25 protein-coding genes, 1 tRNA gene and 1 riboswitch are annotated in these 23,798 nt (G+C 44.9%); of the genes, 7 read left to right on the forward strand and 19 right to left on the reverse strand.

All coding sequences use genetic code 11. The features are described 5' to 3' along the window. Positions 1-65: 65 nt before the first annotated feature. Positions 66-998, forward strand: coding sequence for a hypothetical protein (locus AC27FN_RS01850; protein WP_487166327.1), 933 nt, complete (start codon positions 66-68; stop codon positions 996-998). Positions 999-1,110: 112 nt separating this feature from the next. Here AC27FN_RS01850 and AC27FN_RS01855 read toward each other — a convergent pair whose 3' ends face one another. Both AC27FN_RS01855 and AC27FN_RS01860 read right to left on the reverse strand, forming a co-directional pair. Beyond that, complete coding sequence (locus AC27FN_RS01855) at positions 1,111-2,184, reverse strand: CAP domain-containing protein (RefSeq protein ID WP_487166328.1); 1,074 nt, start codon at positions 2,182-2,184, stop codon at positions 1,111-1,113. Between the two features lie 11 nt (positions 2,185-2,195). After that, positions 2,196-3,137, reverse strand: a complete 942-nt coding sequence (locus AC27FN_RS01860) for a DMT family transporter (protein WP_487166329.1) — start codon at positions 3,135-3,137, stop codon at positions 2,196-2,198. Between the two features lie 122 nt (positions 3,138-3,259). Next, positions 3,260-3,357: riboswitch (purine riboswitch) on the forward strand. Positions 3,358-3,487: 130 nt separating this feature from the next. On the opposite strand from AC27FN_RS01860, the gene ade reads away from it, so the two are divergent. Beyond that, entirely contained in the window at positions 3,488-5,185 is a 1,698-nt protein-coding gene (gene ade, locus AC27FN_RS01865) for an adenine deaminase (RefSeq protein WP_487166330.1), read from the forward strand. 57 nt (positions 5,186-5,242) lie between these two features. On the opposite strand, the gene AC27FN_RS01870 is transcribed toward ade, so the two are convergent. The 3 genes from AC27FN_RS01870 to AC27FN_RS01880 all read right to left on the reverse strand — a co-directional run bounded on the left by AC27FN_RS01870 (position 5,243) and on the right by AC27FN_RS01880 (position 8,615). Continuing rightward, positions 5,243-5,443, reverse strand: a complete 201-nt coding sequence (locus AC27FN_RS01870) for a cold-shock protein (RefSeq protein ID WP_407882253.1) — start codon at positions 5,441-5,443, stop codon at positions 5,243-5,245. 187 nt (positions 5,444-5,630) lie between these two features. Then, on the reverse strand, positions 5,631-7,844 hold the full coding sequence (locus AC27FN_RS01875) for an alpha-galactosidase (protein WP_487166331.1): 2,214 nt from the start codon (positions 7,842-7,844) through the stop codon (positions 5,631-5,633). A 99-nt stretch (positions 7,845-7,943) separates the two neighbouring features. Further along, positions 7,944-8,615 (reverse strand): MgtC/SapB family protein, encoded by a 672-nt coding sequence (locus AC27FN_RS01880; protein WP_487166332.1) that lies wholly within the window; start codon positions 8,613-8,615, stop codon positions 7,944-7,946. A 175-nt stretch (positions 8,616-8,790) separates the two neighbouring features. Between AC27FN_RS01880 and AC27FN_RS01885 the strand changes: the two genes are divergently transcribed. Next, positions 8,791-9,135 carry a hypothetical protein gene (locus AC27FN_RS01885; protein ID WP_487166333.1) on the forward strand — a complete coding sequence of 115 codons (345 nt, stop codon included), beginning with the start codon at positions 8,791-8,793 and terminating at the stop codon, positions 9,133-9,135. 90 nt (positions 9,136-9,225) lie between these two features. After that, positions 9,226-9,594, forward strand: coding sequence for a YxeA family protein (locus AC27FN_RS01890; RefSeq protein ID WP_487166334.1), 369 nt, complete (start codon positions 9,226-9,228; stop codon positions 9,592-9,594). A 159-nt stretch (positions 9,595-9,753) separates the two neighbouring features. On the opposite strand, the gene AC27FN_RS01895 is transcribed toward AC27FN_RS01890, so the two are convergent. The 5 genes from AC27FN_RS01895 to AC27FN_RS01915 form a co-directional block, all read right to left on the reverse strand. Further along, positions 9,754-11,172 carry an NAD(P)(+) transhydrogenase (Re/Si-specific) subunit beta gene (locus AC27FN_RS01895; RefSeq protein ID WP_487166335.1) on the reverse strand — a complete coding sequence of 473 codons (1,419 nt, stop codon included), beginning with the start codon at positions 11,170-11,172 and terminating at the stop codon, positions 9,754-9,756. After that, on the reverse strand, positions 11,169-11,483 hold the full coding sequence (locus tag AC27FN_RS01900; protein ID WP_407882247.1) for an NAD(P) transhydrogenase subunit alpha part 2: 315 nt from the start codon (positions 11,481-11,483) through the stop codon (positions 11,169-11,171). Before AC27FN_RS01900 ends, AC27FN_RS01895 begins: the two co-directional genes overlap by 4 nt. Continuing rightward, the gene (locus AC27FN_RS01905; protein ID WP_487166336.1) at positions 11,480-12,682 is read right to left on the reverse strand and encodes an NAD(P) transhydrogenase subunit alpha; all 1,203 of its coding nucleotides are present in this window, start codon (positions 12,680-12,682) and stop codon (positions 11,480-11,482) included. The genes AC27FN_RS01900 and AC27FN_RS01905 overlap by 4 nt, the downstream gene beginning before the upstream one ends. 286 nt (positions 12,683-12,968) lie before the next feature. Continuing rightward, positions 12,969-14,432: a signal recognition particle protein gene (gene ffh / locus AC27FN_RS01910; protein WP_487166337.1), complete on the reverse strand. Its 1,464-nt coding sequence runs from the start codon at positions 14,430-14,432 to the stop codon at positions 12,969-12,971. 31 nt (positions 14,433-14,463) lie between these two features. Further along, positions 14,464-14,805, reverse strand: a complete 342-nt coding sequence (locus tag AC27FN_RS01915; protein ID WP_487166338.1) for a putative DNA-binding protein — start codon at positions 14,803-14,805, stop codon at positions 14,464-14,466. 159 nt (positions 14,806-14,964) lie between these two features. Here AC27FN_RS01915 and AC27FN_RS01920 point away from each other — a divergent pair, with 159 nt between their 5' ends. The 3 genes from AC27FN_RS01920 to AC27FN_RS01930 all read left to right on the forward strand — a co-directional run bounded on the left by AC27FN_RS01920 (position 14,965) and on the right by AC27FN_RS01930 (position 17,757). Further along, the gene (locus AC27FN_RS01920) at positions 14,965-16,494 is read left to right on the forward strand and encodes an amino acid permease (protein ID WP_487166339.1); all 1,530 of its coding nucleotides are present in this window, start codon (positions 14,965-14,967) and stop codon (positions 16,492-16,494) included. Positions 16,495-16,545: 51 nt separating this feature from the next. Further along, a tRNA-Arg gene (locus AC27FN_RS01925) sits at positions 16,546-16,619 on the forward strand. Positions 16,620-16,983: 364 nt separating this feature from the next. Next, positions 16,984-17,757, forward strand: coding sequence for a hypothetical protein (locus tag AC27FN_RS01930; protein ID WP_487166340.1), 774 nt, complete (start codon positions 16,984-16,986; stop codon positions 17,755-17,757). A 136-nt stretch (positions 17,758-17,893) separates the two neighbouring features. Here AC27FN_RS01930 and AC27FN_RS01935 read toward each other — a convergent pair whose 3' ends face one another. The 9 genes from AC27FN_RS01935 to AC27FN_RS01975 all read right to left on the reverse strand — a co-directional run bounded on the left by AC27FN_RS01935 (position 17,894) and on the right by AC27FN_RS01975 (position 23,788). Beyond that, complete coding sequence (locus AC27FN_RS01935; RefSeq protein ID WP_487166341.1) at positions 17,894-18,271, reverse strand: hypothetical protein; 378 nt, start codon at positions 18,269-18,271, stop codon at positions 17,894-17,896. A gap of 3 nt (positions 18,272-18,274) precedes the next feature. After that, positions 18,275-18,742: a hypothetical protein gene (locus AC27FN_RS01940; RefSeq protein WP_487166342.1), complete on the reverse strand. Its 468-nt coding sequence runs from the start codon at positions 18,740-18,742 to the stop codon at positions 18,275-18,277. Positions 18,743-18,864: 122 nt separating this feature from the next. Beyond that, positions 18,865-19,695 (reverse strand): peptidoglycan amidohydrolase family protein, encoded by an 831-nt coding sequence (locus AC27FN_RS01945; RefSeq protein WP_487166343.1) that lies wholly within the window; start codon positions 19,693-19,695, stop codon positions 18,865-18,867. 11 nt (positions 19,696-19,706) lie between these two features. Then, the gene (locus tag AC27FN_RS01950) at positions 19,707-20,180 is read right to left on the reverse strand and encodes a phage holin, LLH family (protein WP_487166344.1); all 474 of its coding nucleotides are present in this window, start codon (positions 20,178-20,180) and stop codon (positions 19,707-19,709) included. After that, the gene (locus AC27FN_RS01955; protein WP_487166345.1) at positions 20,180-20,416 is read right to left on the reverse strand and encodes a hypothetical protein; all 237 of its coding nucleotides are present in this window, start codon (positions 20,414-20,416) and stop codon (positions 20,180-20,182) included. The genes AC27FN_RS01950 and AC27FN_RS01955 overlap by 1 nt, the downstream gene beginning before the upstream one ends. Continuing rightward, positions 20,416-20,820 (reverse strand): hypothetical protein, encoded by a 405-nt coding sequence (locus AC27FN_RS01960; protein ID WP_487166346.1) that lies wholly within the window; start codon positions 20,818-20,820, stop codon positions 20,416-20,418. The genes AC27FN_RS01955 and AC27FN_RS01960 overlap by 1 nt, the downstream gene beginning before the upstream one ends. After that, entirely contained in the window at positions 20,820-20,948 is a 129-nt protein-coding gene (locus tag AC27FN_RS01965) for an XkdX family protein (protein ID WP_487166347.1), read from the reverse strand. The genes AC27FN_RS01960 and AC27FN_RS01965 overlap by 1 nt, the downstream gene beginning before the upstream one ends. Beyond that, positions 20,941-21,225: a hypothetical protein gene (locus tag AC27FN_RS01970; RefSeq protein ID WP_487166348.1), complete on the reverse strand. Its 285-nt coding sequence runs from the start codon at positions 21,223-21,225 to the stop codon at positions 20,941-20,943. The genes AC27FN_RS01965 and AC27FN_RS01970 overlap by 8 nt, the downstream gene beginning before the upstream one ends. A gap of 1 nt (position 21,226) precedes the next feature. Next, positions 21,227-23,788: a phage tail spike protein gene (locus AC27FN_RS01975; protein ID WP_487166349.1), complete on the reverse strand. Its 2,562-nt coding sequence runs from the start codon at positions 23,786-23,788 to the stop codon at positions 21,227-21,229. Positions 23,789-23,798 lie beyond the last annotated feature (10 nt).

A 23,798-nucleotide genomic window follows, 5' to 3' on the forward strand; every position in this document is an offset into this window, starting at 1 on the left:
GGTCTTAATATGGTAAATTAACTGTAATCAAGTACCTGTGAATTCACCTGATGAAGGAGTCACTTATGCAAAACAATTCCGAACCTCAGATTAGCTTTACACATCCGCAACTGAGAATCGTTAAAACGGATGCCATCAGTCGACCAACCAATGCGCGACTACTTCAAGCTGCTGGGGCACGTGCCATTGATAGTCGAGGCGCTGATATCACGTCCCATTTAAACGCCAATTTAGAAAACATCGATTTCTCAGTCGCTGGCCAACATCAGGTTCCGGTGGCGGTAATGGATGATCGTGGTAATGTTGGTCGGGCCTACTTTACGCTAACGATTGTCAATACCGAAGCTGATTTAGATGGCCGATCCCCGATCGTTGTTGAATCTGCACCCGCGTCAGCAGCAGCTAGTCAAGCCGCGACACAGGCCGTTAAACCAAAATCTAACCATCGACGTCGCAACCTGATCATTGGTGGATTAATCGCCATTATCGCCCTAGTCCTCATTATTTGGGGTGTCAACGCCCATAATCAAGCCCAAAATGAGGCAGCGATGGCTTCTTCGTCAAGTTTAGCGGCCAGTTCATCAGCCGCCGCTGCTTCATCGGCTGAAGCTTCTTCTCGTCAGGCGGCGTTAACGTCACAAAATAGTGGCCTGTCAAGTCAGGTCTCAAGTCTAAAAGAACAGGTCAAGGCCTTGAGCTCGATGACCAAACAATTGCAGCAAGCGGTCACTGATTACAAAACGAGTAATGACAATGCACAGTATCAGGCCACGATTTCATCACTACAGCAGCAGGTCAGCAACTTGCAAGCCCAAGTTTCGCAGAGTAATGCTAACGCTGTTGTGCGAGGAGCGGTTAGCTCTCAGTTAAATAAGTTATCTGACACCATGTCTGACATGGCTAACAGCACCTCCCCAACCCAGGCCAGCGATACCTTAAAAGACAGTGGTGTAAACGGAATTATTAGTAAATTAGAGTCCTTAATCAGCTCATTTTAGTGGACTGATTTAACCCCATCTAAATTCAACGCACCACTAAAAACGCACCAGCCGCCCATTTATGGTCGCTTGGTGCGTTTTTTTTGCTAAATACCTGGTCAAGTCAATCCATTTAATTAGCAAGCTTAAAGGGGCTAAACCGATAACGATAGCCATGCGGATGGTGAGTCAGACCCGTAATTGACACTGTATATTGATGACCATTAATAACCGTGAATGGTGGTCGGTAAGTGATGATCATCGCAAATTGCCCGTAATGTTGGCTACGATTGACGCGAACATTGTGTGCCCATTGCTGTTGATGGGTCGTGTCATCGCGAATCTCGACCCGTACCCGGCCACTAGTCGCCGCATCAAGCGTAAAGTTGCTTGACCAATAAATTGGGTGGTTATGTTGCTGACTTACTAGCATCGCTCGTGGAAATACACCAGCGGACGGATAATTGATAATTTGATTACGAGTAGGCGTGATCGCTCGCTGACTCTGATCGGCAAAATAAATATTACTATAACCAAAGGTCGATTTGGGTCGATGAGCAATCCCAATCCCAATTGTATGCACGACTGGTGACAACAGCCAAGCCCGATGCCCGGTGTTATTTCCTTCCACGTTAAAATTATCCCGTAAATAATTACCCATCGTTTGATCGATTCGTTCTGGCATCACCATTTGACCAATGTTGCTCGTTTCGGTCACTTGCTGCCCAATCGCCCACTGATTTTTGGTGACCAGTTTGGGACGTCGTTGTTTGATTAACCCATGACTAAATCCGTCAGCAGCTGCCATATCAACTGCCGCCCACTGAGCCTGGTTGTTGGCGTTTAATCCATAACGAATACCTGGCAGACCAGTGAGGGCTCTGTAAAAATTGACATAATCAAGTAGCTCACGTTGATAGGAAGCTCGCAATTGACCTGCCGTCAGTTTAGGTGCAAAGCGCGGACGTTGCTGATAGATATCGTGATCAGAATAAGCTTGTTGGCTAAGTTGATCATATCGATGCTGCCACTGCTTGATCTGATGAGCTTGTGTTGACGTATATCCCTGCACTTTTGCAGCCTGAACCGATAAGCCAACATTACTGATGGCGAACCATAAACTGATCACTAGGATTAAGATAAAATGCTCATAACGATGCACATCTTGCTGAAAAATTAATTGTTTTTTCGTCATTTTCTTTATCAAGATTACCTCGTCTAGTCCCCAGTACGATCCAAGTCTTCTGCCAGTGGATCCTTTGGTTTAGCTAGCGAGAGAATAAACACCGTACTCAAAATTAAAATGCCACCAATGATTTGAGCGCCATTAAAGCTCATCTTCAAAAAGATAACCGATAAGATAGTCGCTGACAGTGGCTCAAACGCATCTAACAAACCAGCCGCAGTGGGCGAAATGAGGGTTAAACTACCTAAAAAAGTCATATAGGCCAGACCAGTCCCAAAGATAACAATGAAACCAACCCCCAGCCACTCTACCCCCGATAATTGCGGCACATTTACCCAAAATGGATGAATAACTGAAAATAGTAAACCACCAAGCAGCATCGACCATCCGACAACCGTTAACGTGTCGTAGCGTTGCAATAAACTGGCGGGCAACAAAGTATTGACGGCGCCTGCTAGGCCAAGTAATAGTCCAAATGTCAGTGCTAGTGGCGAGATGGCTAAATGCAATAAATGCCCCTTTGTCACCAACATCCAAGTGCCGAACAAAGCCAGACTGACAGCCAACACATCAGCAGGACGTGGATAATCATGATGATAAAAAATCCCCCATAGAACAATCATCACGGTGCCTAATGTTTGCATAATCGTAGCAGTTGGCGCACTAGCGACCCGAACTGTTAAAAAGAAGACATATTGAACAGCTCCCATACCAACAATTGAAAAGATCACCATCAAAATGGCGTCGCGTCGATGATGCCATAGGTCAAAAACATGACGCCCTTGTTGTCGTCGAACCCACAGCAAAATCAGACAACCAGAGATTAACATTTTTAAACCCGTCAACCACTCTGGCGAAACCTGCCGATGTTGAAATAGAAATTGTGAAATTGGCCCCGAAACGCCCCATAGGAGGGCACCTGTGCTGGCCAAAATAACGCCCAAAGTTTGTTGTTGCTTTTGTTTTCGAACCACGAGTACCTCTCCCTAATGTTGCTGACTAGCTTAGTAAACAAATGCCGATAATAATTTTAGTATAACAACATTTGCCATGCAGATGGCCGTTGTTTTCAACGCTAACCTATGTTATTGTAAACCACAATCTAATTAAAACAGCTTATATAAGCGTCGTAATTGGTCGACTCGTCTCTACCCGGAACCGTAATTTCGGACTATAAGCCATTTTCGTCGACCACTGTCTCTTTTTTTGACGGTGGTCTTTTCTTTGAATTCATCATTGGCATTGGTCATGAATAAATTATGACGTTCTGGTTATGGTCGAGCTACTCGAAACCTTCGGACCCACAAAAAGGAGCTCTCCCAACATGCCACAACTCACTGATATTGTCGTCGATTATGAACTTGCTAACGCCAACGTACTCGATGTTTATACCCAAACCTTTCGCCAAACAACCTTGTGGATTAACAACGGCTTCATCGTTGGTGATCGCCCTGGTCTCAAATTTCAAGCGAGAAAACGGCTTGATTTAACTGGCCAAACGATTGTTCCTGGGTTCATTGATGCTCATATGCATATTGAAAGCTCGTTACTAACACCCAGCCAACTTAGCCCACTGTTATTAAGTCATGGCGTGACTAGCGCCGTCGCGGACCCACATGAGTTAGCCAATGTCGCTGGTCAGGCTGGGATAACCTATCTAATTGATGATGCGAAGCAAGCTAATGTCGACTACTTTTTCATGTTACCCTCAGCTGTACCTTGCGCTCCATTTGAACATGCCGGAGCTAAATTAACAGCTGCTGACTTAGCGCCACTTTATCACAATCCAATGGTTCACGGCCTTGCTGAAGTGATGGATTTTCCGGCGTTAGCTCATCAAGACCCTGACCTCATGGCTAAAATTGCTGATGCACATCAACGAAAACTACCTGTTGATGGTCACCTGGCTGGTCTCAGTGGCAACCAGCTGTTACCGTACCAACACGCCCACATTCGCAGTGATCATGAGGCAACGACGCCACAAGAACTTGTCGAACGCTTGCGTGCCGGTTTTTACGTTTACTTGCGAGAAGGTACTGTCGAGCGAGATTTGTTAAACCTCTTGCCAGCAGTCAACGCGCAAAATGCAAATCGCATTGCTTTTTGCACAGATGACAAAACAGTGACTGATTTAGTTCAAGAAGGCGCTATTGATCAAAACATTCGTTTAGCCATCGCTAATGGCCTAACCCCAGAACTTGCTTACACCATGGCTAGCCTGCATGCCGCCGAAGGTGAACAGCTGGCTGACCGAGGTGTCCTGACAACCGGGATGGTCGCGGATTTAATCATCTTACAAGATGTTGAACATGTGACCATCAAGCGGGTCATGAAGACCGGTCAATGGCAGTCACTAGCGCCAAAACCAATAACAGCAATGCCTTACACTTTAACTCACCTCGATCATCGTTGTCAGATAGCAGACTTAGCGTTAAAAATTCCTGAGCGACTAGCCCGCGTGATTGGTGTCCAGCCAAATCACATCACCACTACCGCCTTAACTAAACAAGTTACCACCGATCGTGGAGAATTCTGCTGGGATGATCATTTAGATGTCGTCAAAATGGCGGTTGTGGAACGCCACCACCATACAGGCCACGTCGGCGTTGGTTTAGTCAGCGGCTTTCAACTCAGACGAGGCGCCTTTGCCAGTAGTGTTGGGCATGACTCACATAACTTACTTGTTGCTGGAACTTCTGATGATGCCATGATGAAGGCCATTGCGGCAATCACGGACTTAGATGGTGGATTAGTCGTCGTCAATGACGATCAGGTCACGACCTTACCTCTACCGGTAGGCGGTTTAATGAGTTCGTTACCTGCCCAACAGGTCAATGATCAGTTGTTAGCCTTACATCAGGCCTTTCATCAAATCGCGCCGACGGTCAATTTTGATCCGTTCATTACGCTATCCTTTTTAAGTTTACCGGTCATTCCGACATTAAAACTGACCGACCAGGGGCTCTATGACTTTACCAAGGGCGCTTTTGTTCCCGTCGCAATCACCCCTACTCAAAACTAATCGATTGCATAGAAAAAGGCCATCCTCGCTTGAGGATGGCCTTTTATCGACTAAAAACTAGTCTTTAACAACGTTGGTTGCTTGTGGGCCACGGTCGCTGTCTTCAACATCGAAAGTTACGTGTTGGCCTTCGTCCAATGTCTTGAAGCCGTCGCCTTGAATTGCTGAGAAGTGAACGAACACGTCGTCACCATTTTCACGAGTAATGAAACCGTAACCCTTATCAGCGTTAAACCATTTAACAGTACCTTGTTCCATAAGAATGAAACCTCCATGCGCACCTGCGCAATTATAATTTTGCATTTAAAGCCGGGCGAGAAAGGTTGTCATTCCAAAGAACTAGTACACTTACTACCGAACTATCAATACAATGACTACACTGTAACGCTATTTTTTAATTTGGGCAAGGATAATCAACAACTTATTCAACAAAAATTTTACGTAGTTATCGAATCGCCTTTGCAACAAAAAGTTGACTGGCAAAATCTCCGTGGGTCAATGCACCACTTGCGTCAGTCTGTTGGCCAATCCACAGTCCCGCATTCATTAACTGACTGCCGGTCATTGTTGGCCCATCATTGACACGATATAACTGTGTCGCGTTTAACCCGGCAAAACAAACGCGGGCACTCGCCGGATTGGGGATTGCAAGCACTTGGTAGCGCCCGACGATCGCCGTCTGCTGATCGTCATTAACAACCTCCCAAGTAGTGACATTTCCTGCAAACGGACTCTGCAGACGATAAAAGGTTCCGCGTTGGAAGAGGTCGCGATATTGACGATAGAATTTAATTTGTTGGACGATCTCGGCCTGTTCAACCGCCGACAGAGACGTGATATCAAGTTCATAACCTAAATCACCAAAATCTGCCACCGCGCCACGGGTTGCTAAAGATGTGACGCGGTTAAGTTGGGCATTGGGTACAGCCGATACGTGCGCCCCCATTGCATTGAGCGGATAAACAAGCGATGTGCCCCACTGAATTCGCAAACGCGCCATTGCATCGGTGTCATCACTGGTCCACGCTTGCGGCGCGTAACGCAACAGCCCCGTGTCAAAGCGCCCACCACCAGATGCGCAGGATTCGAATAAAACATTTGGAAACGCTTTGATGAGCCGATCATACAGCTGATAAACACCAAGGATGTATCGATGACCAAACTCTAATTGACGCTCAGCTGGCAAAGCCGGACTGTATGCTTCCGTCATATACCGATTCATATCCCATTTAATGTAATCCAAATGCGTGGCCTTGATTGCTGCTGACATCTGTTTGAAAATAGCTTCAACCACCTCCGGCCGCGAAAAATCTAAAATAAATTGATGCCGCGATGGACTCATCCTTCTGTCTGGCACGTGAATTGCCCATTCCGGATGATGCTGGTAAAGTTTGCTTTCAATCGAAATCATTTCTGGTTCGAACCAGAGGCCAAACTTCAGGCCTAAGTCATGGACTTTATGTGCTAAGCCAGATAAACCATGTGGTAATTTCTGCAAATTAACTTGCCAGTCACCAAGGGAGGACGTATCATCGTCGCGTTTTCCGAACCAACCATCATCCAGTACAAATAATTCGATCCCTAATTGTTTAGCTTTTTGTGCGAATTGAACCAGTTTTGACTCATTAAAGTCAAAATAAGTTGCCTCCCAATTGTTGATTAAGATTGGCCGATCCTCAGCAACCCATCGTTTCGAAATGAGATACTGCCGCAAGAATTGATGAAAATGGTGACTCATCTCAGTCAACCCATTGTTTGTATACGTTAGCATAGCCTCAGGTGTCTGAAAACTTTGCCCAGGTGCCAGTGTCCACTCAAATTCAAAAGGATTAATGCCGATCGTGACACGAGCTCGTTCATCTTGATCAACTTCCGCTTGCGCTAAGAAATTGCCGCTGTAGATCAGATTAACCCCGTAAACAGCACCATTCTGTTCCGTCGCTTGGGGATCTAAAATCGCAATAAAGGGATTCTGTTGTGCGCTGCTTGCGGTCCGTGTACTACTAACCGACTGGACACCTGAACGGAGTGGTTGACGAACCACCTGCCGTTCTCTAGCCCAAGCTCCGGAAAGTTGTAACAAGTCATACGGAGCCGTTGGCAGATCCAAAGCTAAGCTCAAGGCCCGAGGCACCTTTAATGCTTGTTGGCCCCGATTTTCGAAAGTTGCGCTGCGAACGATGACATCCGTCTGTTCGAAGACAGTGTAATTTAAAGTTAGCTGGAGGCCACTTTGCGCTTCCTGAAAATGAACTTTTAACGTTTGGACGTGGCGATCGTCGACTGGCGCACTGGCTGAAGGTAATCCATTTAATTCTGCCTTGCCGTTAGTAATTTCATCACCGATAAATTGCCATTCCGAGATCCGTGCACCATTTTCATACTGAATTTGATAGGCCGGATAATGAAAATCGCCATGGCCAAAGCTAGGATATTCTTGCATGATTCGATCACTGGAAAAATCGGCGTGCTCAGTCGATAAGACTGGTTCTAATGATTGCACATCACGTTGACGCAGATCTGCAAAGTTAACCGGTTCAGCCAACCGCGCACCGTAATAAAAATGACCCAACTCCCCATTCTCAAGTAGTCCCATCAAATAGCTAGTCGATTGGGTTTGTAAATGATAATTATGTTGTCTATCCACTGTAATTGCCATTGATTTATAAGCTCCCTTTCGATCGGTCGTTTAACCGTCTTTAGTGTACCGATTTTTGGAAGCGATTTCAAAGGTGGCATTATTTCAACTTAAAGCAGCTTAAGAACGTTCGACACTTTGAACGCCATACTCATTGATTAATTGTTCAAATAATTGATTCAATTGGTCTGGTTGTTGCGTCACCGCGTCTATTTCAACCGTGACAGTTGTTTGGGTAATCGTCCTAATGTCTAATTGGATTTGTGTCAGCCCCGCCAGTTGCAACTGGCGTTTTAATTGCGCCAAGCCGTTCGGCGTTTGACTCAGAGTTAGTTTAAAGTGGATGTGTAATCGTTTCAAAAAATATTTTAATAGCCGTCGTTCTCGAAACAAGAATTGCACTGCCACGACCACTAACATCGCGGCTAAGGCGATAAAATATAAACCGGCCCCTGCTGCCATCCCCACCGCAGCGGTGGCCCACACGCCTGCAGCGGTGGTTAACCCGTTGACATTATCCTGTTTGACCAAAATGGTCCCAGCCCCGATAAAGCTGATGCCACTGACGATTTGAGCCGCAATCCGTGACGGATCCAACACAACATCAGATCGGGTCAGCACGTCAGCAAAGCCATACTTGGAGACGATCATAATTAAAGCGGCCCCAACAGCGACAATGATGTGCGTGCGAATGCCAGCATTTTTCAAACGGCTGGACCGTTCATAACCGATCAGGCCACCGCAAGCAGCCGCTAATAGTAAGCGAAGACACCAATCAAGCTGTAAAGACATCGCAAAAACCTCCTGAAATCCTTATACCACTTCATCATAGCAAAATTTAGCCCAAGCCGAAATTTTCCCGACCATTGCCTGATCCGTTCTCCGATTGAACTACTTTATGCTATGATCAACGTATTAAGAAAGTAGCTTCAGCTGACTACATCATTCTTCATTAAGGAGAGGTTCAATGGAAATCGGTCCACTATCAGAATGGGTCGCGGCCGTCGCTGAACTGTTAGCGGTCTGCGTTGCCCTATTTTTACCTTACATAAACAATTTTCGCGCGTCTAAGCGTCGGCAGGCGAAATTCCGCAAGACCATTGCAACCTTAGCTCAAGGTGCCCTGCATCACGATGAAATGGCCCAAAAACAATTACAACGCTTCGTCATGACCGCCTTTTTCATCAGTTCCAATCCGAAAGAACAAGATATTGTTGAAACAGGCATGCAAATCGATACTTTATTACAACATCAACCCTTAAATGACGCACAAACAGCCCAATTGATTAACTTAATCGACAGTCTCAAGTGATCAGTGTTGAGATCTTAACCTTTTCTTTAGCCATCGGACCCTTTTGTGTTGTTACGCTTACACTACCAATTTTTGGAAGGAAGGCTGCACATGAAACGATTCAAATGGATCCTCATCACATTAGTCGTCTTAGTCGCTGTTGGCGTTGGGATTGACAATCAGATCACTTATGGTGGTCACGCGTATTATATCAAAGTTAACGCCCCCATCAGTCAATCTGGCTCGGCTAGTCAGGGCGCACAATCCGTGTTTTATAAATATGACCAAACCGGTTTCGACAATCAGGGTGCGTCTCAACGCCTTCAATTTCATAGTGTCAAGTCAGACAACACGCCCTTAAAGAAAGGGGCTTACCTGAAGGTCATTTACTCAAAGAAAAAGGGCGTTAAATCTTATAATGTTGTTAAACGCTCGCAAATCCCTAACAAAGCACTAACCAAAATCGATCAGTATCAATAGTTCTAGTTAACTTTAGCCACCTTGTCAATTTTGAGATTTAAAAAAAGCCATCCAATTTGGATGACTTTTTTCGTGCCGCATTGAAATGATGATTAACCCGGTGATCAAGCAAAAAATCAAATACTTGTTAAAATCTGCGTGGCACACAAACCTTTTTCATCACTGGTTAATGTACTCCTTGGTTGAGGCAATAATGTCTTGCAACCCTTTCTTCGCATCTGAGAAGAACATTTGCGTGTTGTCTAATGAGAACAATGGATTTTGCACACCAGCATAGCCGGTACTCATGGACCGTTTAATCACGACCACAGACTTCGATTTATCAACATCTAAAATTGGCATCCCAGAAATGGCATTGCCTGACTCTCTAGCCAATGGATTGGTGACATCATTAGCACCAATGACTAAAGAAACATCCGTATTTTCAAACATCGAATTTGCTTCTTCCATCTGCTTCATCTGGTCATAGGGCACGTTGACATCAGCTAATAACACGTTCATGTGACCTGGCATCCGCCCAGCCACTGGGTGAATCGCATAGTTCACGTTAATCCCGTTATCTGTCAATAGCTTGGCTAGTTCAGCAACTTCATGTTGAGCCTGTGCGGCAGCTAAGCCATAACCCGGTACGATCATGACATTTTGAGCATAAGCCAATTGTAAACCAATATCATCGGCACTGGTTTCTTTAACATTTACCGGTACATCCGCAGCCGCGCTGTTACTACCGCTGTCACCGGTACCGAAACCACCGGCCAAGATATTGGCAACTGAACGATTCATCGCATCAGCCATTTGTAACGTTAAAATTGTGCCGGCCGCACCCACTAATGCCCCAGCAATAATGAGCACTTGATTGTCAATAACAAACCCGGCAAAGGCAACGGCCAAACCAGTAAACGCGTTTAACAGCGAAACAACCACTGGCATATCCGCCCCACCGATTGGCATGGTCATGAGCAGCCCAAAAATCAAGCTGGCCACTAAACCAAGGACAACGAACCAAACATTGGTCGGTTCGCCCATCATTAACCAGGCCGCAATTAAAATCGCAATCACAATTAAGGCGTTGACCAACCGCGCCCCAGGAAAGGTAATTGGCTTACCAGAAACGTGACCTGATAGTTTGCCAGTGGCAATTAACGAACCAGAGAAGGTAATTCCCCCAATCACCACATCCAAAAAGACGGGCAAGGAAAAGGCTAAATTGAGGCTGGAACCGGCATCTTTCACAATGTAGTCAAAGATCCCAATGACGGCAGCGGCACCCCCACCAACAGCATTAAATAGACTAACTAGTTGAGGCACATCGGTCATTGGGACTTTGCGAGCTCGCGCCACACCGTACCAAATTCCAAGGGCTAGTCCAGCAATCAGCACGACCCAACCAGTCCCTGTAATCTTGCCTTCAGCAATAATCGTGATAATAATCATAATTACGGCTAAAAACATCCCAATCGCAGACAGCCCATTCCCTCGACGGGCGGTCTTTGGCGATCGCATCAGGTGAACCCCGATGACGTAACAAACAGCTGAAACTAAGTAAACCAGTGAAGACGTTGTCACTAATGCGTTCATTTGTGATCATCCTCCTTTGGTTGTGAATTTTTAGGACGATTAAACATTCCTAACATCCGATCGGTAACGGTATACCCACCGGCCACATTGACGGCCGCAAAGAAGGCGCCAAAAAAGGCCAAACAATAAAATAGCCAATTATTTGCTTCGGCCGCAATGACAAAGGCACCGACGACAACGACACCATGAATCGCGTTCGCACCAGACATCATCGGGGTTTGTAACGTGGATGGAATTTTACTCATGACTTCAAATCCAACTAGTAAACTCAACACAAAAATGGCTAAATTCGCGTATAACTCTTGGCTCATGACTGTTCGGCTCCTTTCGTCTCTGTTTCTGCTGCTGTTTGCTCTGGCTGACTTGACGACCGTTCAGGTAAATTCATGACTCCTCTTAGACGGTTACTAATAATATCGCCATTGTAGGTTGCCAATAATTCACCTAAAACATCGTCATCAACGTCAAAGCTTAAGGCATCGTCTTTCGTCACATAGTTAATTACGGCTTGAACATTTTTTGAAAACATATCTGACGCCGCGGCTGGCAATTGACTGGCCATGTCACCGGCACCAATAATTTGTGCACCAGCTGGTGTCGTCACTGTCTCATCCGGCTTAGAACTAGCCACATTACCACCCAAATCACTGGCTGCTAAGTCAATGAAAATGGTGCCTGGTTTAGCTTCATCAACAGATTTTTGCGTCACCAACAATGGTGGCTTTCGTCCCGGAACCTGCGCCGTCGTAATAATGACATTGTTTTCCGCAATGAATCCGGCCAATTCATCCTGTTGCTGTTGCGTCTCTTCCGGTGTTAATTGACGCGCATAACCACCTTCGCCGGCACCAGAAACTGAAGTCGTCAGGAAGGTGGCCCCCAATGATTCAACTTCACCACGTGAGGCAGGACGCACATCATATCCGGAAACGACGGCACCTAATCGTTTAGCAGTCCCAATAGCTTGCAACCCAGCCACACCGGTACCCAAAACGAGCACTTTAGCCGGTTTAGCTGTTCCGGCCGCCGTAATCATCATCGGGAAGTAGCGGGAGAATTTATCTGCTGCCAATAAAGCGGCTTTGTAGCCTGCCACACTGGACTGAGAACTCAAAACGTCCATGGTTTGGGCCCGTGAAACCGTTCGTGGTAACAATTCAAAAGCTAATGCGGTCACCTTTTGCTTTGCTAAGGCCGCAATACCATCCGGATCAGTTAATGGTGCTAGTAACCCAATCAACGTTTGTCCAGCAGTCAACTGCCCGCTGGTCGTCGCATCTGGTTGGTTAATAACCGCGATTAAATTTGCTCGTTTAATCGCATCATCGCGACTAACCAGTGTTGCACCGGCATCTTGATACGCCTGATCAGGATAAAATGCATTAATACCAGCACCTTGTTCAATTAACACTTCATAGTTGCCCTTAACCAAGCGACTAACTACATCTGGGGTTAGCGCAACCCGATTTTCGCCAGCGGCTTCTTTAAGTGCAGAAACTACGATCGCCATGTAACATCCCTCCATCTTTTGGAAATATTTCACAATACTAGCATAGCGCTTACATTAATGAATCACAATTGTTTGGCCGTAATCTGTTCATAAGTTCTTGCTTTTTAAACGACTCTTCGGTTCTGTTACACAAAAAGCAAAATTGTATGACGATTGCCAATAAAATGTCCACCAGGCTGCGCCATGGGCTGCAGCCCCACCACGATCTCGCAACACGGAAACCAAAAAAACTGACCATCATTTGGTAGATACCAAGTCATGATCAGCTTTATGAATGAACGCGGCATTAGCGACTACGTTTATTTTTTTTAATTCGTTTTTTCTTATTCTTACGCGTCTGACGAACCATTCGACTAACTGCCATCTTACCTAAGCGACCAGAGATTCCGGAGCCACTGCCCATCATACCGCCTAAACCACCAGGTACCAGTTGATCTAAAGCGCCCATGTTACCATTGGACATTTGCTTCATCATCTTTTTCATCTGATCAAACTGTTTAATGAGTCGATTGACTTCTTGAATTGGCCGTCCGGAACCGGCTGCAATTCGCCGACGCCGACTAGGATTCAACACATCGGGGTTCTCTCGTTCTTGTGGCGTCATTGAATAAACAGTTGCGCGCATATGGGCTAAATCTTTTGGATCAATCTGTGCGTTGGCGAGTGCTGGGTTATTCGCTAAGCCGGGAATCATCTTCATGATGCTCTCCATACCGCCCATTTTATTCATCTGATCCATCTGATCAAGAAAATCATTGAAATCAAAGGAATTTTCTCGCATCTTTTGTTCAAGATCAGCTGCCTGCTTCTCATCGGAAACCTGTTGCGCCTTTTCGATCAGCGTTAACATGTCGCCCATTCCTAAAATTCGCGACGCCATTCGGTCGGGATGGAAGGTGTCTAAAGCAGACATCTTCTCTCCTTCACCGACAAATTTAATTGGCTTACCAGTGACCGCGCGGATGGACAAGGCAGCCCCACCACGAGTATCCCCATCTAACTTAGTCAAGACAACGCCGGTGATATCTAATTTATCATTAAAACCAGTTGCCGTATTAACTGCATTCTGCCCGGTCATGGCATCAACAACTAACAAGATTTCATTGGGATGTGCTAACGCTTTGATATTAGCTAACTCATCCATCAACTGTTCATCAATTTGGAGCCGACCAGCGGTATCAATGATGACGTAATCGTTCTTATTTGCGACCGCTTGGTCAAGCCCTTGGCGCACGATCTCGACCGGATCGACATCTGTCCCTAATTCAAAAACAGGCACATCAATTTGGTCAGCCACCTGTTGTAACTGATCGATCGCAGCTGGCCGATAGACGTCAGCGGCAATGAATAGGGGCCGAGCTTGTTGTTCATTCTTTAATTTATAAGCTAATTTGCCGGCAGTGGTGGTCTTACCAGCCCCTTGTAAACCAACCATCATGATAATAGTTGGAATCTTTGGTGCCTTATTCAGTTCGCTGGCATCTGATCCCATCGTTTTCGTTAATTCTTCGTCAACGATTTTAACGATTTGTTGCGCAGGATTCAGCCCATCTAACACATCGCTGCCCATTGCACGGTCACGCACCGTTTTAACAAACGTTTTGACCACATCAAAGTTAACGTCAGCTTCGAGCAAAGCCAGGCGAATTTCTCGCATCGTTTCGCGCAAATCACTCTCGGAGACTTTTCCCTTGCCCCGCAAGTGTTTCATTGCATTTTGTAACCGTTCTGTCAGCCCTTCAAAGGCCATAATCATTCCTCCAGTTCATGATCCGAATTGTTTAAATACTTTCACTTGTTTCTAACTGCGCAATTAACCGGTGCAATTGACGATCATCTGGGTATTGTTCCGCCACATAATTTGCCACCGCGTCCGCAGCTTGATTGCGCCGCAAGAAGTCGGCGTAGAGCTGCAGTTTGCGTTCATACTTTTCTAAGATAACCTCGGTGCGTTTAATATTGTCATAAACGGCCTGGCGACTAACGGCAAAGTTTTCCGCAATTTCGCCTAATGAGTAATCTTCACCATAATACTGTTCGACATACGCTTTTTGCTTTGCCGTTAACAGTGATTCATAAAAACCAAACAGTGAGTTAATTCGGTCATTTTTTTCGATTTCCATGTATCCGTCTTCACCTCGCGATACCAAACTAGTTTAACATTTCGACCGGTTCTTGAACATGAATATCCCCACTTGCCAGCTGATTTTATGCTGGTAATTATCGTTAAGAAGAATTTCATGCTAATCTTAACTTATTAAAGCTCACCGGAGGCTCTTTTGATGAAACAAAACCGATCATTAACTGGATTTGGCTTTTTTACCTTAACGGCTGCGATGCTGATGTCTGCCGATGAGTACCCCGCCTTTGCCCAGTCTGGCTTAAAGGCCACCTTGTTCTTGGGTGTTGCTGGTTTACTGTGGTTCTTGCCGGTTGCCTTGGTTTCCGCGCAATTGGCCACCATGCCAGGCTGGGGCGATGGCGGCGTCTACACCTGGGTTAAGGGCGGTCTTGGTCAGCGCGCCGGTTTTATTGCCGTCTTTTTCCAATGGTTACAAATCACGGTTAACTTTATCACGATGATTTATTTCATTATCGGTGTAATTGCCTATTCAACGCATTTTACCCAGTTAAATTCAAATCCTTGGTTAAAATTTAGTGCCTTTTTCATCATCTACTGGGTGATGACTGCGATCCAATTGCGTGGCATTAAAGGGACTGACCGTTTAGTGAAATGGACCTTTTCCCTAGGCATCGTGTTGCCAGCCATCGTGTTGCTCGTATTAGGCGCGATTTATTTGGGTCAAGGTCACCCGTTGCAGTTTGACCTCAATCTAGCTGGTGACCTACAGTCGATCACCAAAACTGGCTCGATCACTGTAATCGTGCCCTACATTTTAGCCTTTACTGGAATTGAGGCATCTGCTTCCTACATCAATAATCTGCAACGACCAACCCGTAATTATCCTTTAATTATGGTCATTCTTGTTTTCTTTGCTATTTTACTCGATTCGTTTGGCGGCCTTTCCGTGGCTGCCGTTGTGCCAGCTAGTGAACTATCACTCAACCAAGGCGTCATTGTCGCAATGGGTAAAATGGTTAAACTAATCTTTGGCCAAACATTGCCCATATTGGTCAATTTATTAGGTCTACTGATGGCCATGGGCATGCTCGGCGAAATCAGTTCTTGGATTGTGGGGCCGGTCAAATCGTTATTAGTAACAGCCAAAGACGAAATTTTGCCAACACGTTGGCATGAGGTGAACCGCCACCAAGTACCAGTACGTTTGGTTATCTTGCAAGGCGTTATCGTCTCAATTATTGCGGCAATTCTGACAATTGGGTTCGGTGGCAACAACGCAGCCTTTTCAATGGCCATGTCGCTGACCGTGATGTTGTATTTGGTGATGTATATTTTATTATTCACTGCCTTTATTTACCTTAATCTAACCAACAAGACCAAACAGGCCTCATTTAAAATTCCAGGAGGTCGCTTAACTTGTCTTCTTATCGGCATTATTGGTCTGCTTGGCTCTATGATCGTCTTTAGCTCAACGTTTTTGCCAACGACGAGCACGACGTTAGCAACTGTCAGCTACGCCCTGGTGATGGGCGGCTTTCTGATTGTTGTGTTAGCGGTCACTTTAGTCATCTACAGTCGCCGTCGGACTAAACCAACTAAACGAAATTGGCATATTCGGCATTTACGCCTCGAAGAAGTCCCCCGCTTCACGCCAATCCAAGGTCGTGGTGAACACACCATCGAAATCGATGTGGAGCCCAACGTTAAAGATTCGTCAGCAAACCATTGACGAATTTTTATCAGAGCTTTAAGATGGGATAGTTGTGATGTCACAACTTCCGCACCAGTGGCGCAACTGGATAGCGTATTGGTCTTCGAAACCAAGGGTTCTGGGTTCGAGCCCCACCTGGTGCAATATTGGAACATTCTTCAATGGGTGAATAGGCTCCGTATGCGTTGATACCATTGAGATTATCGGCTGTTAGAACATGATTAATATACGTCATATTCGTTGCTTTTTCGTCGTTGCCGTTGCCTTTTCGTTGCCAAATTTAACAAAAAAAGACGATGACGATCATACATAAAAACTCCCCTCAATTTTGAGAGGAGTTTTTATTTGCTTTGTTTTTCTGGAACTGAACCTTCGGTTCTACAATTACATTATTGGACGAGATGATCTAATTATGAGTTAAAATCACATAAGGGACATGCCTCTCGCTTTTTTCGAGGTCAAGTTAATATCCATAAGAAAAAAATAGTGATCTAGGAGTATAAATTCATGCAAAAAGCATTCCGTTTCGTGTATCGATACCCTTCTACATTGAAAAAGGGCGAATGGGCCTGTGTTGTAACAGAAAAAAGTGTTGATGTTGCGCAACCTATAGATACGATTTTTCGAGAACTAGCACTAGAACCTCCAATAAAAGATTACTTATTATCTAACAACGCTGTAAGCCTTAAAAAGACTCCTTTTTTTGTAATTCTATTACCTGAGCATGGCAACTACACTGATCTCATTGAACCACTGAAATATACTCTTAATCAAGAGGGCCAACTCATGGGCGCTTATACGACCATTGACACGCCTTGGACGATTTCAGTCCTTGTCAGTTTACGTGAGCAAGGCCTTGTGGACTGGGATGGTCAAACGATTATTTTTAATTCTGCTTTGGGAATTGGCTCAGCCAGTGCCTTTTCTCTAATGGAATTGTGGACACAATTTTTAAACCTTTTATCCCCACTATTAATTACTACTCCTATTAGCGTATTAATTTCAAAAGATTTTAACAATAAGCTTTATCAAAAACAGATTCATCGGTACGCTCGCCACTTTGCTCAAAATAAACTAGCCGTACCTGCGTTATTCTCCATTGTAACGAAGCAAAAATATTGGGTAGAAAACGATGCAAAAAAATTATTGGGAATCGACACAATTGGAACACGAATCATTTTGATTAGTATGGGATATGAACCAGATGGTCGCCAAAAATGGCGACTTTCACAAGGCAAAACATTTTCAGATGCTGAACGTCGCTGGCAACTGAGACAGTAATTTGTTTTTACTAAGATAATAAAAGACATGTTTTTATCCATTAGCCGAACAAAAAAGCCCACCTCCAAATGGAAGTGGGCTTTCAGCATCAAGAAGTAATCGTATCTGCGTTCAAATTGTTATTTTACATAGTTGTTCAGGCAAACATGGTCTTAAAATCGAGACCGTCTACCTTTGTCTTAGAGGCCTTCTTAATCTCGGAGTAAGTAAAAGCTTTTTTATCCTTCTCAAACTTAATACCAATTATTCCAGATTCTTTTGCCTTAGACATTAATAAAACATTTGCCAGTATTCGCATTACAATAGGCTGTGCTAGTACCCAAACAGTAAGACGAATTTTTAAATTTGCATCAGTATTAGTGTTTATGAATTGTAGCGCGTACCAAGGAAGCAATAGCGTAACACCAATAGGAGCCTTTGATACGGCCATCGTTAGTCGCGTCACATCCATATAGCACATATAAAAATAATGGATAGCCAGAAACAACATAAGGATTAATCCAATCATTTTCATTTATCACCGCCCCTTTTCCTTTATATCTGTATGAGACCACATTCTTTTATCAAGAAAGCGTTCCAATGATGATGTTGATTTCCCATTTAAAAGCGCCGACAGTAGAATAAACGACACTGAGCAAATCATTAAAATTGCCTTTTCAATGACAATTATCAGCAAGGTTCTATGGATACTGGAGCCAATAACTAGAGTACCTACCACAATCAAAATTACTCGGAGCAACCATTTCCTATAAATTGTGACATTTTCATATGCATTTCTATCCGAATATGAAAATAGTACAACCGCATTGATAAAATACACCGTACTTGCTAACCAAAGCTCAGTTTGAAATCTCATTCCCCAAATTTGGATACAAAATAAAATCCCAGCCAACTCTTCAGCAAATTGTCTTATAATATTGGCATTATCAACCCTTGGTACATTCTTTTTGTTAGTAGAATGACGCCTCTTATTATTCTTGTTCACTAAAAGCACCTATCATTTCATAATCTAAACCTCCTAAATAATATCAAAGGTTCAGGCCGTATGATATGGTGCTTCCGTTTAAAATTTGGCAGACGCTTAATCAATTCATAGAAGTCACTATTTCAGGCATTCCAAGCAACATCGGCATTAACCCAGAAGTTGCCTAACCCTTTGGCGTCAACACAAATGCTATTAGTTGGCACATCATATGCGATGATGTCGTACTCGGCAGCATCAAAAGTGCAATGATTGCCGACTTGAGCGTCACTCTGATTAGAGTTATCAGTCAGTGTCACTAGCGCTAATGGAATCCCATTAAGCAGCCAGTCTGCTCCTCCGGCTGATAATTCGGTTGAGATAAACTGCCACATGCCGTATTGCCAATCAATGTAGTTAATCTCGAAAGCAGTCTTGTTAAATGTAACCGCATTGCCGGCTTGCTGAAACTTCTGAATCGTCGTCAGCTCTTGTGGATTATCAGTCGTTTGTTGTTGAGATGTGTTGTCGGTCAGACGGTATACATAGTAGTACGGATATCCGTCAAGACTAACGAAGTAATTGTAATTCAGCTCCTGTACTGCTGTGCCATATTCACCGCCCGTATAGTAACAGGTACTAATACAGTCGTCTTCGTTCGTCATCACAACAACGTGACCACCGGCACCTGCTGATGCACCACGTTGACCCCAGATAACAATGTCTCCAGCCTGAGCATTAAATCCGTTCTGATCGTTCTCAACGATTAATTGATAGCCATTAGCAGTCAGGTAGTCGTGTAACGTTTCAGTGGAATACAGGTAAGCGGGTTGTGACCCACCGGCCTCGAACATAGCTTGTGTCATTGACCCAGAACAGTCAGCAGTGCCATCGTTACCATTGCGTGATCCGTACATCGAGTAAGTCAATGCCCCGATGCGATCACGGAACCACTGGATAACCTTATATTTATCCATCAAGGTACCTCCTAAGCTTTCGGCTGAGTTGCTTGTGCTACTGTTGCTGGTTGACCAGATGGTGTCTGCAAGTTGGCAGGTGCAACAGGGCCGCCATCTTGCTTAACATCGCTTGCGTTGATTTCGGCCTGCTTCTTAACTGCGGGGGCGTCTGTCGTATAGAACTGCTGAACAGCACGCTCGACAGCGTCATTAATACGGCTGTCATCAATGCTGATGCCTTTGTCGGCTAGGGCCTTATTGACCTTATCAACAGCAGCTTTCTTCTTAACGGCACCTTGCGTGTCGTAAAACGTACTCATTGCCTGCACTGCTGTGTCTGCAAGATTGATTAGCAATTCTTCAACTTGACGTGCCTTGCTAGCTTTCTGGGTAGCAATCCACTGATGTGCAGCTGGTGACAGCACCTTAAAATAGGCTGCAAATAAAAAGCCGCTGGCGATTAGCCAAGCGACAATATCGTTCAGATTCAGTTTTGTGATCATTAGTTATTACCTCCGTCTTTCGGGTTCGGCTTTTTATTGCTACTAGGAAGCCGCCCTTTTTCTAAGCTTTTCAAGCGCGTATTTTCATCGCGCAGTCGTTTTAGTTCTGCGTCTTTTTCATCTTCAGCGCTGTTGTGTTTTGGCCGATTAATGAGTGCCAAAGCGATGGGCACATTGCCGACGATAACTGAGGCAATCGCAGAGATTAAAGCCACTGCAACAGCGTCGTGCATCATTAATCATCTCCTGTAAATGCGTAGCTAGTGATTCTGCAGATAACCGCAGCCGCAAAGAACGTTTCTAACGTTAGCGAACCGGTTTGGTAGTCATGTAAGGCAAAGGCACCGAAAAATAATGCGAATACAAAGAAACTAATCATGATGACGATGCTGCGTGCATAAAACCAATGGTAATCCCAAATCGAGTAGGTCATCACTAGAGTGCCCGCAATCGCGAGTAAAAAAATACTGCCGGGATCATCAAGCATCCCTAGCAGCGTTCCTTGCGGTGGTTGTAGATCGAAGAAATTGACGCGGATAATAAAGAAAATCCCAATCGCGTAAATCTCTTGTGCTGTCCAAAACCAGAACTGATTCTTTTTGAAATGACGATAAAGACGTGCCGCTGAGGGCTTTTGCATTAAGTCTCACCTCCTGCATATTCTTTACCGGTAAAGTCTTCGTATTGCGCCTCTGTGATCGTACCAATCTTGACGTATTCAGTAATGTCACACCCCGCCTCTGCCATCATTTTTACAAAACTAACCATTGGATTTACCTCCTGCCATTAACTTAGCGACCTGCAGCCCAATTTGATTGATTGCTTGCATCTCTGGACTAGGCTCAACAGGTTTCTTGTAGGGATGCCACGTTTGCGTTTCTTCATCAAAGATAGCTTTTGAGCCATCCATAAATCCCTGCATATCGCTATCGCCATTAATTGGGACGTCCGTCCACTTCTCAAGCTCAGTGTCTTCAGGCCGTTCTTCATAACTGCCGAACATGACAAATTCATTGTCAGCGTTCATCTTGAACCAGCGCTTCATATTAATACCCCCACATCAATTGTCCATATCGGACTAGATTCTTGCCGAGACTTTGCCAACTAGCGGTTCGCTCATGTAATTCTCCGTTAAAGAACGCCGCTTCAAGCGCATTACCACCAGCTTGAATCATGCCCGTATTGTAATCGTCTCGGGGACCTGGAAAGTCACCATTGATTCCGGTGAAAGGCACCCAATCAACATTCGCCGGTTGGTCCTGGTCAGTCGAATAAGCGTACATCATGACACAGAATCCCCGGCCAGACGCTGATAGGTTTGGCACGATATGAATTCGCGGACGCCTAACGATATGAACACTCGCGTTAGCAGTATAACCTGCGTCAACAATTGCACCGTGAGTCGCCAAGTCAAGCAGGTCAATCTTAATTGCGTGACCACCATACTCAGGTTTCTGCGTGTAATGCAGATAGCGCTGATTCAACAGAATTGATTCCCACAGATCCTGCAAAAGTAGTCCCGTCCCAGACAGCTGAAATAGTTGTCGAGTATTCTCGTCTTGCATTGGAGCAGGTAACAGCGAACCGTCAATTCCAGTAGAAGCAATATTTATCGACGTAGCAGGATTTTCGGGCGTATTACCGGCAGTACCATCCATCAATGCACGAGACATGAAATGGTCCGTGGTTAATTCAGTTATCTGATGGTTGGGAAAGGTCTTACCGTTGTCTGTCGAAGTATCTGATTTAATGCTGTATACGCCATCCGCCAAACGCATAGTTCCCTGATCTACAGAATTGAATTGTGGATTTTCTTTTCTGAAATTAATTGTAAATTCAGATCCATTGATAGTTGAACCATTGACGGTTACCGCATTTAGGGACTGTATGTTCAAAGTTTTTTGATTAATTGGCATTGATTGCCACTTATTGTCTAGACTCTCGTTATATACATACATTGCAATAACTTCTCCAACTGCAATTCCCTCACCGTCAGTGCCATTGCTGATTTTCCACCACATGTCACCTGTTTTAATCGGGTCGCTATCGGTTCCAACCGGTTGTTCATGCTGTTTAAAAATTCGGTTGACATCTTTCATGTCTGGTGTTTCACCCTGCGGACCACGGATATAGACCCAGGTATATAACGCTGGATCTGTCGACGGGTCGATATTAGTGTCGGTATACGTCCCAAGATAGTTCTTGATTGCCGCGGCAGTTTTGTCCGTAGTTAATCCACCACCGGAAACCGTGTCCGCCCACGCGGTATGAAAGTAGTACGTCACACCGCTCTTGCCGTCTGCCCCTTTAGCGCCCTCTGGGCCTAGAATTTTTGTCCACAATCCTTTGTAGTCGTCTGGATCGTCAGATGGGACATTAGTCGGATTATTATATTTGAACGCGATGTAGGCCTTATTTGCGGGCGTGTGCGAAAAACCGTTCCCCTGGTCATCATCAGCATATGCCAGCCAGAGAAAGTTTTTTTGTTGTGGTAATTGTCCAACTGCGTAAGCAATTCGCTCATCCAGATTACTAGTAAGAACCTCGTAATTGCTGAAGACAACAGCATTGGTTGATGGGTCCGTGTAGGACTTATCTAATTGACTCACTCGTGCCGACAAATAGAGATTCGGGAAGGCGTGGTCGATGATTCGCACCGTATCACCAAGATCAAGTGTTGGATCAATCTTCTTTACATCGGCCTCGTAAGTGACACTTGGCTCACTGTAGATTTTCAATTGGCTCAGTGTCCGGTTGAACAGCTCCTGCGGACTATCCGTGTCAAAAGAATAAAGACCCTCAATGTAGCTGTACTGCTCATTGAAAGCACGGTTAGCCGCGTCGGCATAAATCCACGGGTCACCTTTTGGTGACCGAAACTGACCGTCGTCATACTCAATTGAACTAAAGTCAATATGCTGCTCAGGCTGTTGCTGCTCTGCGCCCTCATGTTGGATAACTGAACCAATTCCGCGCATTGATGTGACGAATTTAGCACGGCTTTCTGTCCGAGTGATGTTGTTTAACTCGTTTTGGTAGTCAATTTGAATGTCCGTTGACCGATCAGAACCAATACGAGTTACCGCATCAATGTAGTAATCAGCAATCTGCATGCCAGCCAAACGTACGTGAAACGACAGCTCAACGTTATCGAATCCCTTAGCGATAGAGAGCAATCGTCCTAGTCCTGTGTCTTGACCCGTGTAAGTCAACGCGCGCGATTTGCCCTGCGTTTGATCGACATTTAATCGCCACGGTGTTTTACCGATAATTTGATTGACGTAGTACGAAAAAGGATGAGCACCAGTGTTTGGCAACTCATCCATCATTCGATTAAGTAATTCAATGCTGGAATCCTCAGCATACACATGACAACGATCTTGGTCTCGGTCAACTGTCAGAATGACAAAGTACCAGTCACGATTAGCGTTATCTCGCAAAATAATCCCATTGCCAGTTACTAATGCGCTTGTATCTTCTAGGCTATTGTCAACATCAAACTCAAACGTTGAGGCACCAGCTGTTAACTCACGATGATGCTTGTCATTATAGAAATGGGAGTATTCTGCGATGATACCCCCACTTCTATTTGAGATGTACATAATCATCTAACTCTCA

It is taken from the genome of Furfurilactobacillus sp. W61-4 (assembly GCF_057545565.1).

What these genes read in the sequence shown, in the direction of transcription:
- AC27FN_RS01960 (WP_487166346.1), bottom strand. Translation starts at nt 20,820, where the DNA reads ATGCAAAAGCCCTCAGCGGCACGTCTTTATCGTCATTTCAAAAAGAAT.
- AC27FN_RS01920 (WP_487166339.1), top strand. Translation starts at nt 14,965, where the DNA reads ATGAAACAAAACCGATCATTAACTGGATTTGGCTTTTTTACCTTAACG.
- AC27FN_RS01875 (WP_487166331.1), bottom strand. Translation starts at nt 7,844, where the DNA reads ATGGCAATTACAGTGGATAGACAACATAATTATCATTTACAAACCCAA.
- AC27FN_RS01905 (WP_487166336.1), bottom strand. Translation starts at nt 12,682, where the DNA reads ATGGCGATCGTAGTTTCTGCACTTAAAGAAGCCGCTGGCGAAAATCGG.
- ffh (WP_487166337.1), bottom strand. Translation starts at nt 14,432, where the DNA reads ATGGCCTTTGAAGGGCTGACAGAACGGTTACAAAATGCAATGAAACAC.
- AC27FN_RS01890 (WP_487166334.1), top strand. Translation starts at nt 9,226, where the DNA reads ATGAAACGATTCAAATGGATCCTCATCACATTAGTCGTCTTAGTCGCT.
- AC27FN_RS01930 (WP_487166340.1), top strand. Translation starts at nt 16,984, where the DNA reads ATGCAAAAAGCATTCCGTTTCGTGTATCGATACCCTTCTACATTGAAA.
- AC27FN_RS01870 (WP_407882253.1), bottom strand. Translation starts at nt 5,443, where the DNA reads ATGGAACAAGGTACTGTTAAATGGTTTAACGCTGATAAGGGTTACGGT.
- AC27FN_RS01975 (WP_487166349.1), bottom strand. Translation starts at nt 23,788, where the DNA reads ATGATTATGTACATCTCAAATAGAAGTGGGGGTATCATCGCAGAATAC.
- AC27FN_RS01970 (WP_487166348.1), bottom strand. Translation starts at nt 21,225, where the DNA reads ATGAAGCGCTGGTTCAAGATGAACGCTGACAATGAATTTGTCATGTTC.
- ade (WP_487166330.1), top strand. Translation starts at nt 3,488, where the DNA reads ATGCCACAACTCACTGATATTGTCGTCGATTATGAACTTGCTAACGCC.
- AC27FN_RS01915 (WP_487166338.1), bottom strand. Translation starts at nt 14,805, where the DNA reads ATGGAAATCGAAAAAAATGACCGAATTAACTCACTGTTTGGTTTTTAT.
- AC27FN_RS01965 (WP_487166347.1), bottom strand. Translation starts at nt 20,948, where the DNA reads ATGGTTAGTTTTGTAAAAATGATGGCAGAGGCGGGGTGTGACATTACT.
- AC27FN_RS01900 (WP_407882247.1), bottom strand. Translation starts at nt 11,483, where the DNA reads ATGAGCCAAGAGTTATACGCGAATTTAGCCATTTTTGTGTTGAGTTTA.
- AC27FN_RS01935 (WP_487166341.1), bottom strand. Translation starts at nt 18,271, where the DNA reads ATGAAAATGATTGGATTAATCCTTATGTTGTTTCTGGCTATCCATTAT.
- AC27FN_RS01945 (WP_487166343.1), bottom strand. Translation starts at nt 19,695, where the DNA reads ATGGATAAATATAAGGTTATCCAGTGGTTCCGTGATCGCATCGGGGCA.
- AC27FN_RS01885 (WP_487166333.1), top strand. Translation starts at nt 8,791, where the DNA reads ATGGAAATCGGTCCACTATCAGAATGGGTCGCGGCCGTCGCTGAACTG.
- AC27FN_RS01880 (WP_487166332.1), bottom strand. Translation starts at nt 8,615, where the DNA reads ATGTCTTTACAGCTTGATTGGTGTCTTCGCTTACTATTAGCGGCTGCT.
- AC27FN_RS01955 (WP_487166345.1), bottom strand. Translation starts at nt 20,416, where the DNA reads ATGATGCACGACGCTGTTGCAGTGGCTTTAATCTCTGCGATTGCCTCA.
- AC27FN_RS01950 (WP_487166344.1), bottom strand. Translation starts at nt 20,180, where the DNA reads ATGATCACAAAACTGAATCTGAACGATATTGTCGCTTGGCTAATCGCC.
- AC27FN_RS01895 (WP_487166335.1), bottom strand. Translation starts at nt 11,172, where the DNA reads ATGAACGCATTAGTGACAACGTCTTCACTGGTTTACTTAGTTTCAGCT.
- AC27FN_RS01850 (WP_487166327.1), top strand. Translation starts at nt 66, where the DNA reads ATGCAAAACAATTCCGAACCTCAGATTAGCTTTACACATCCGCAACTG.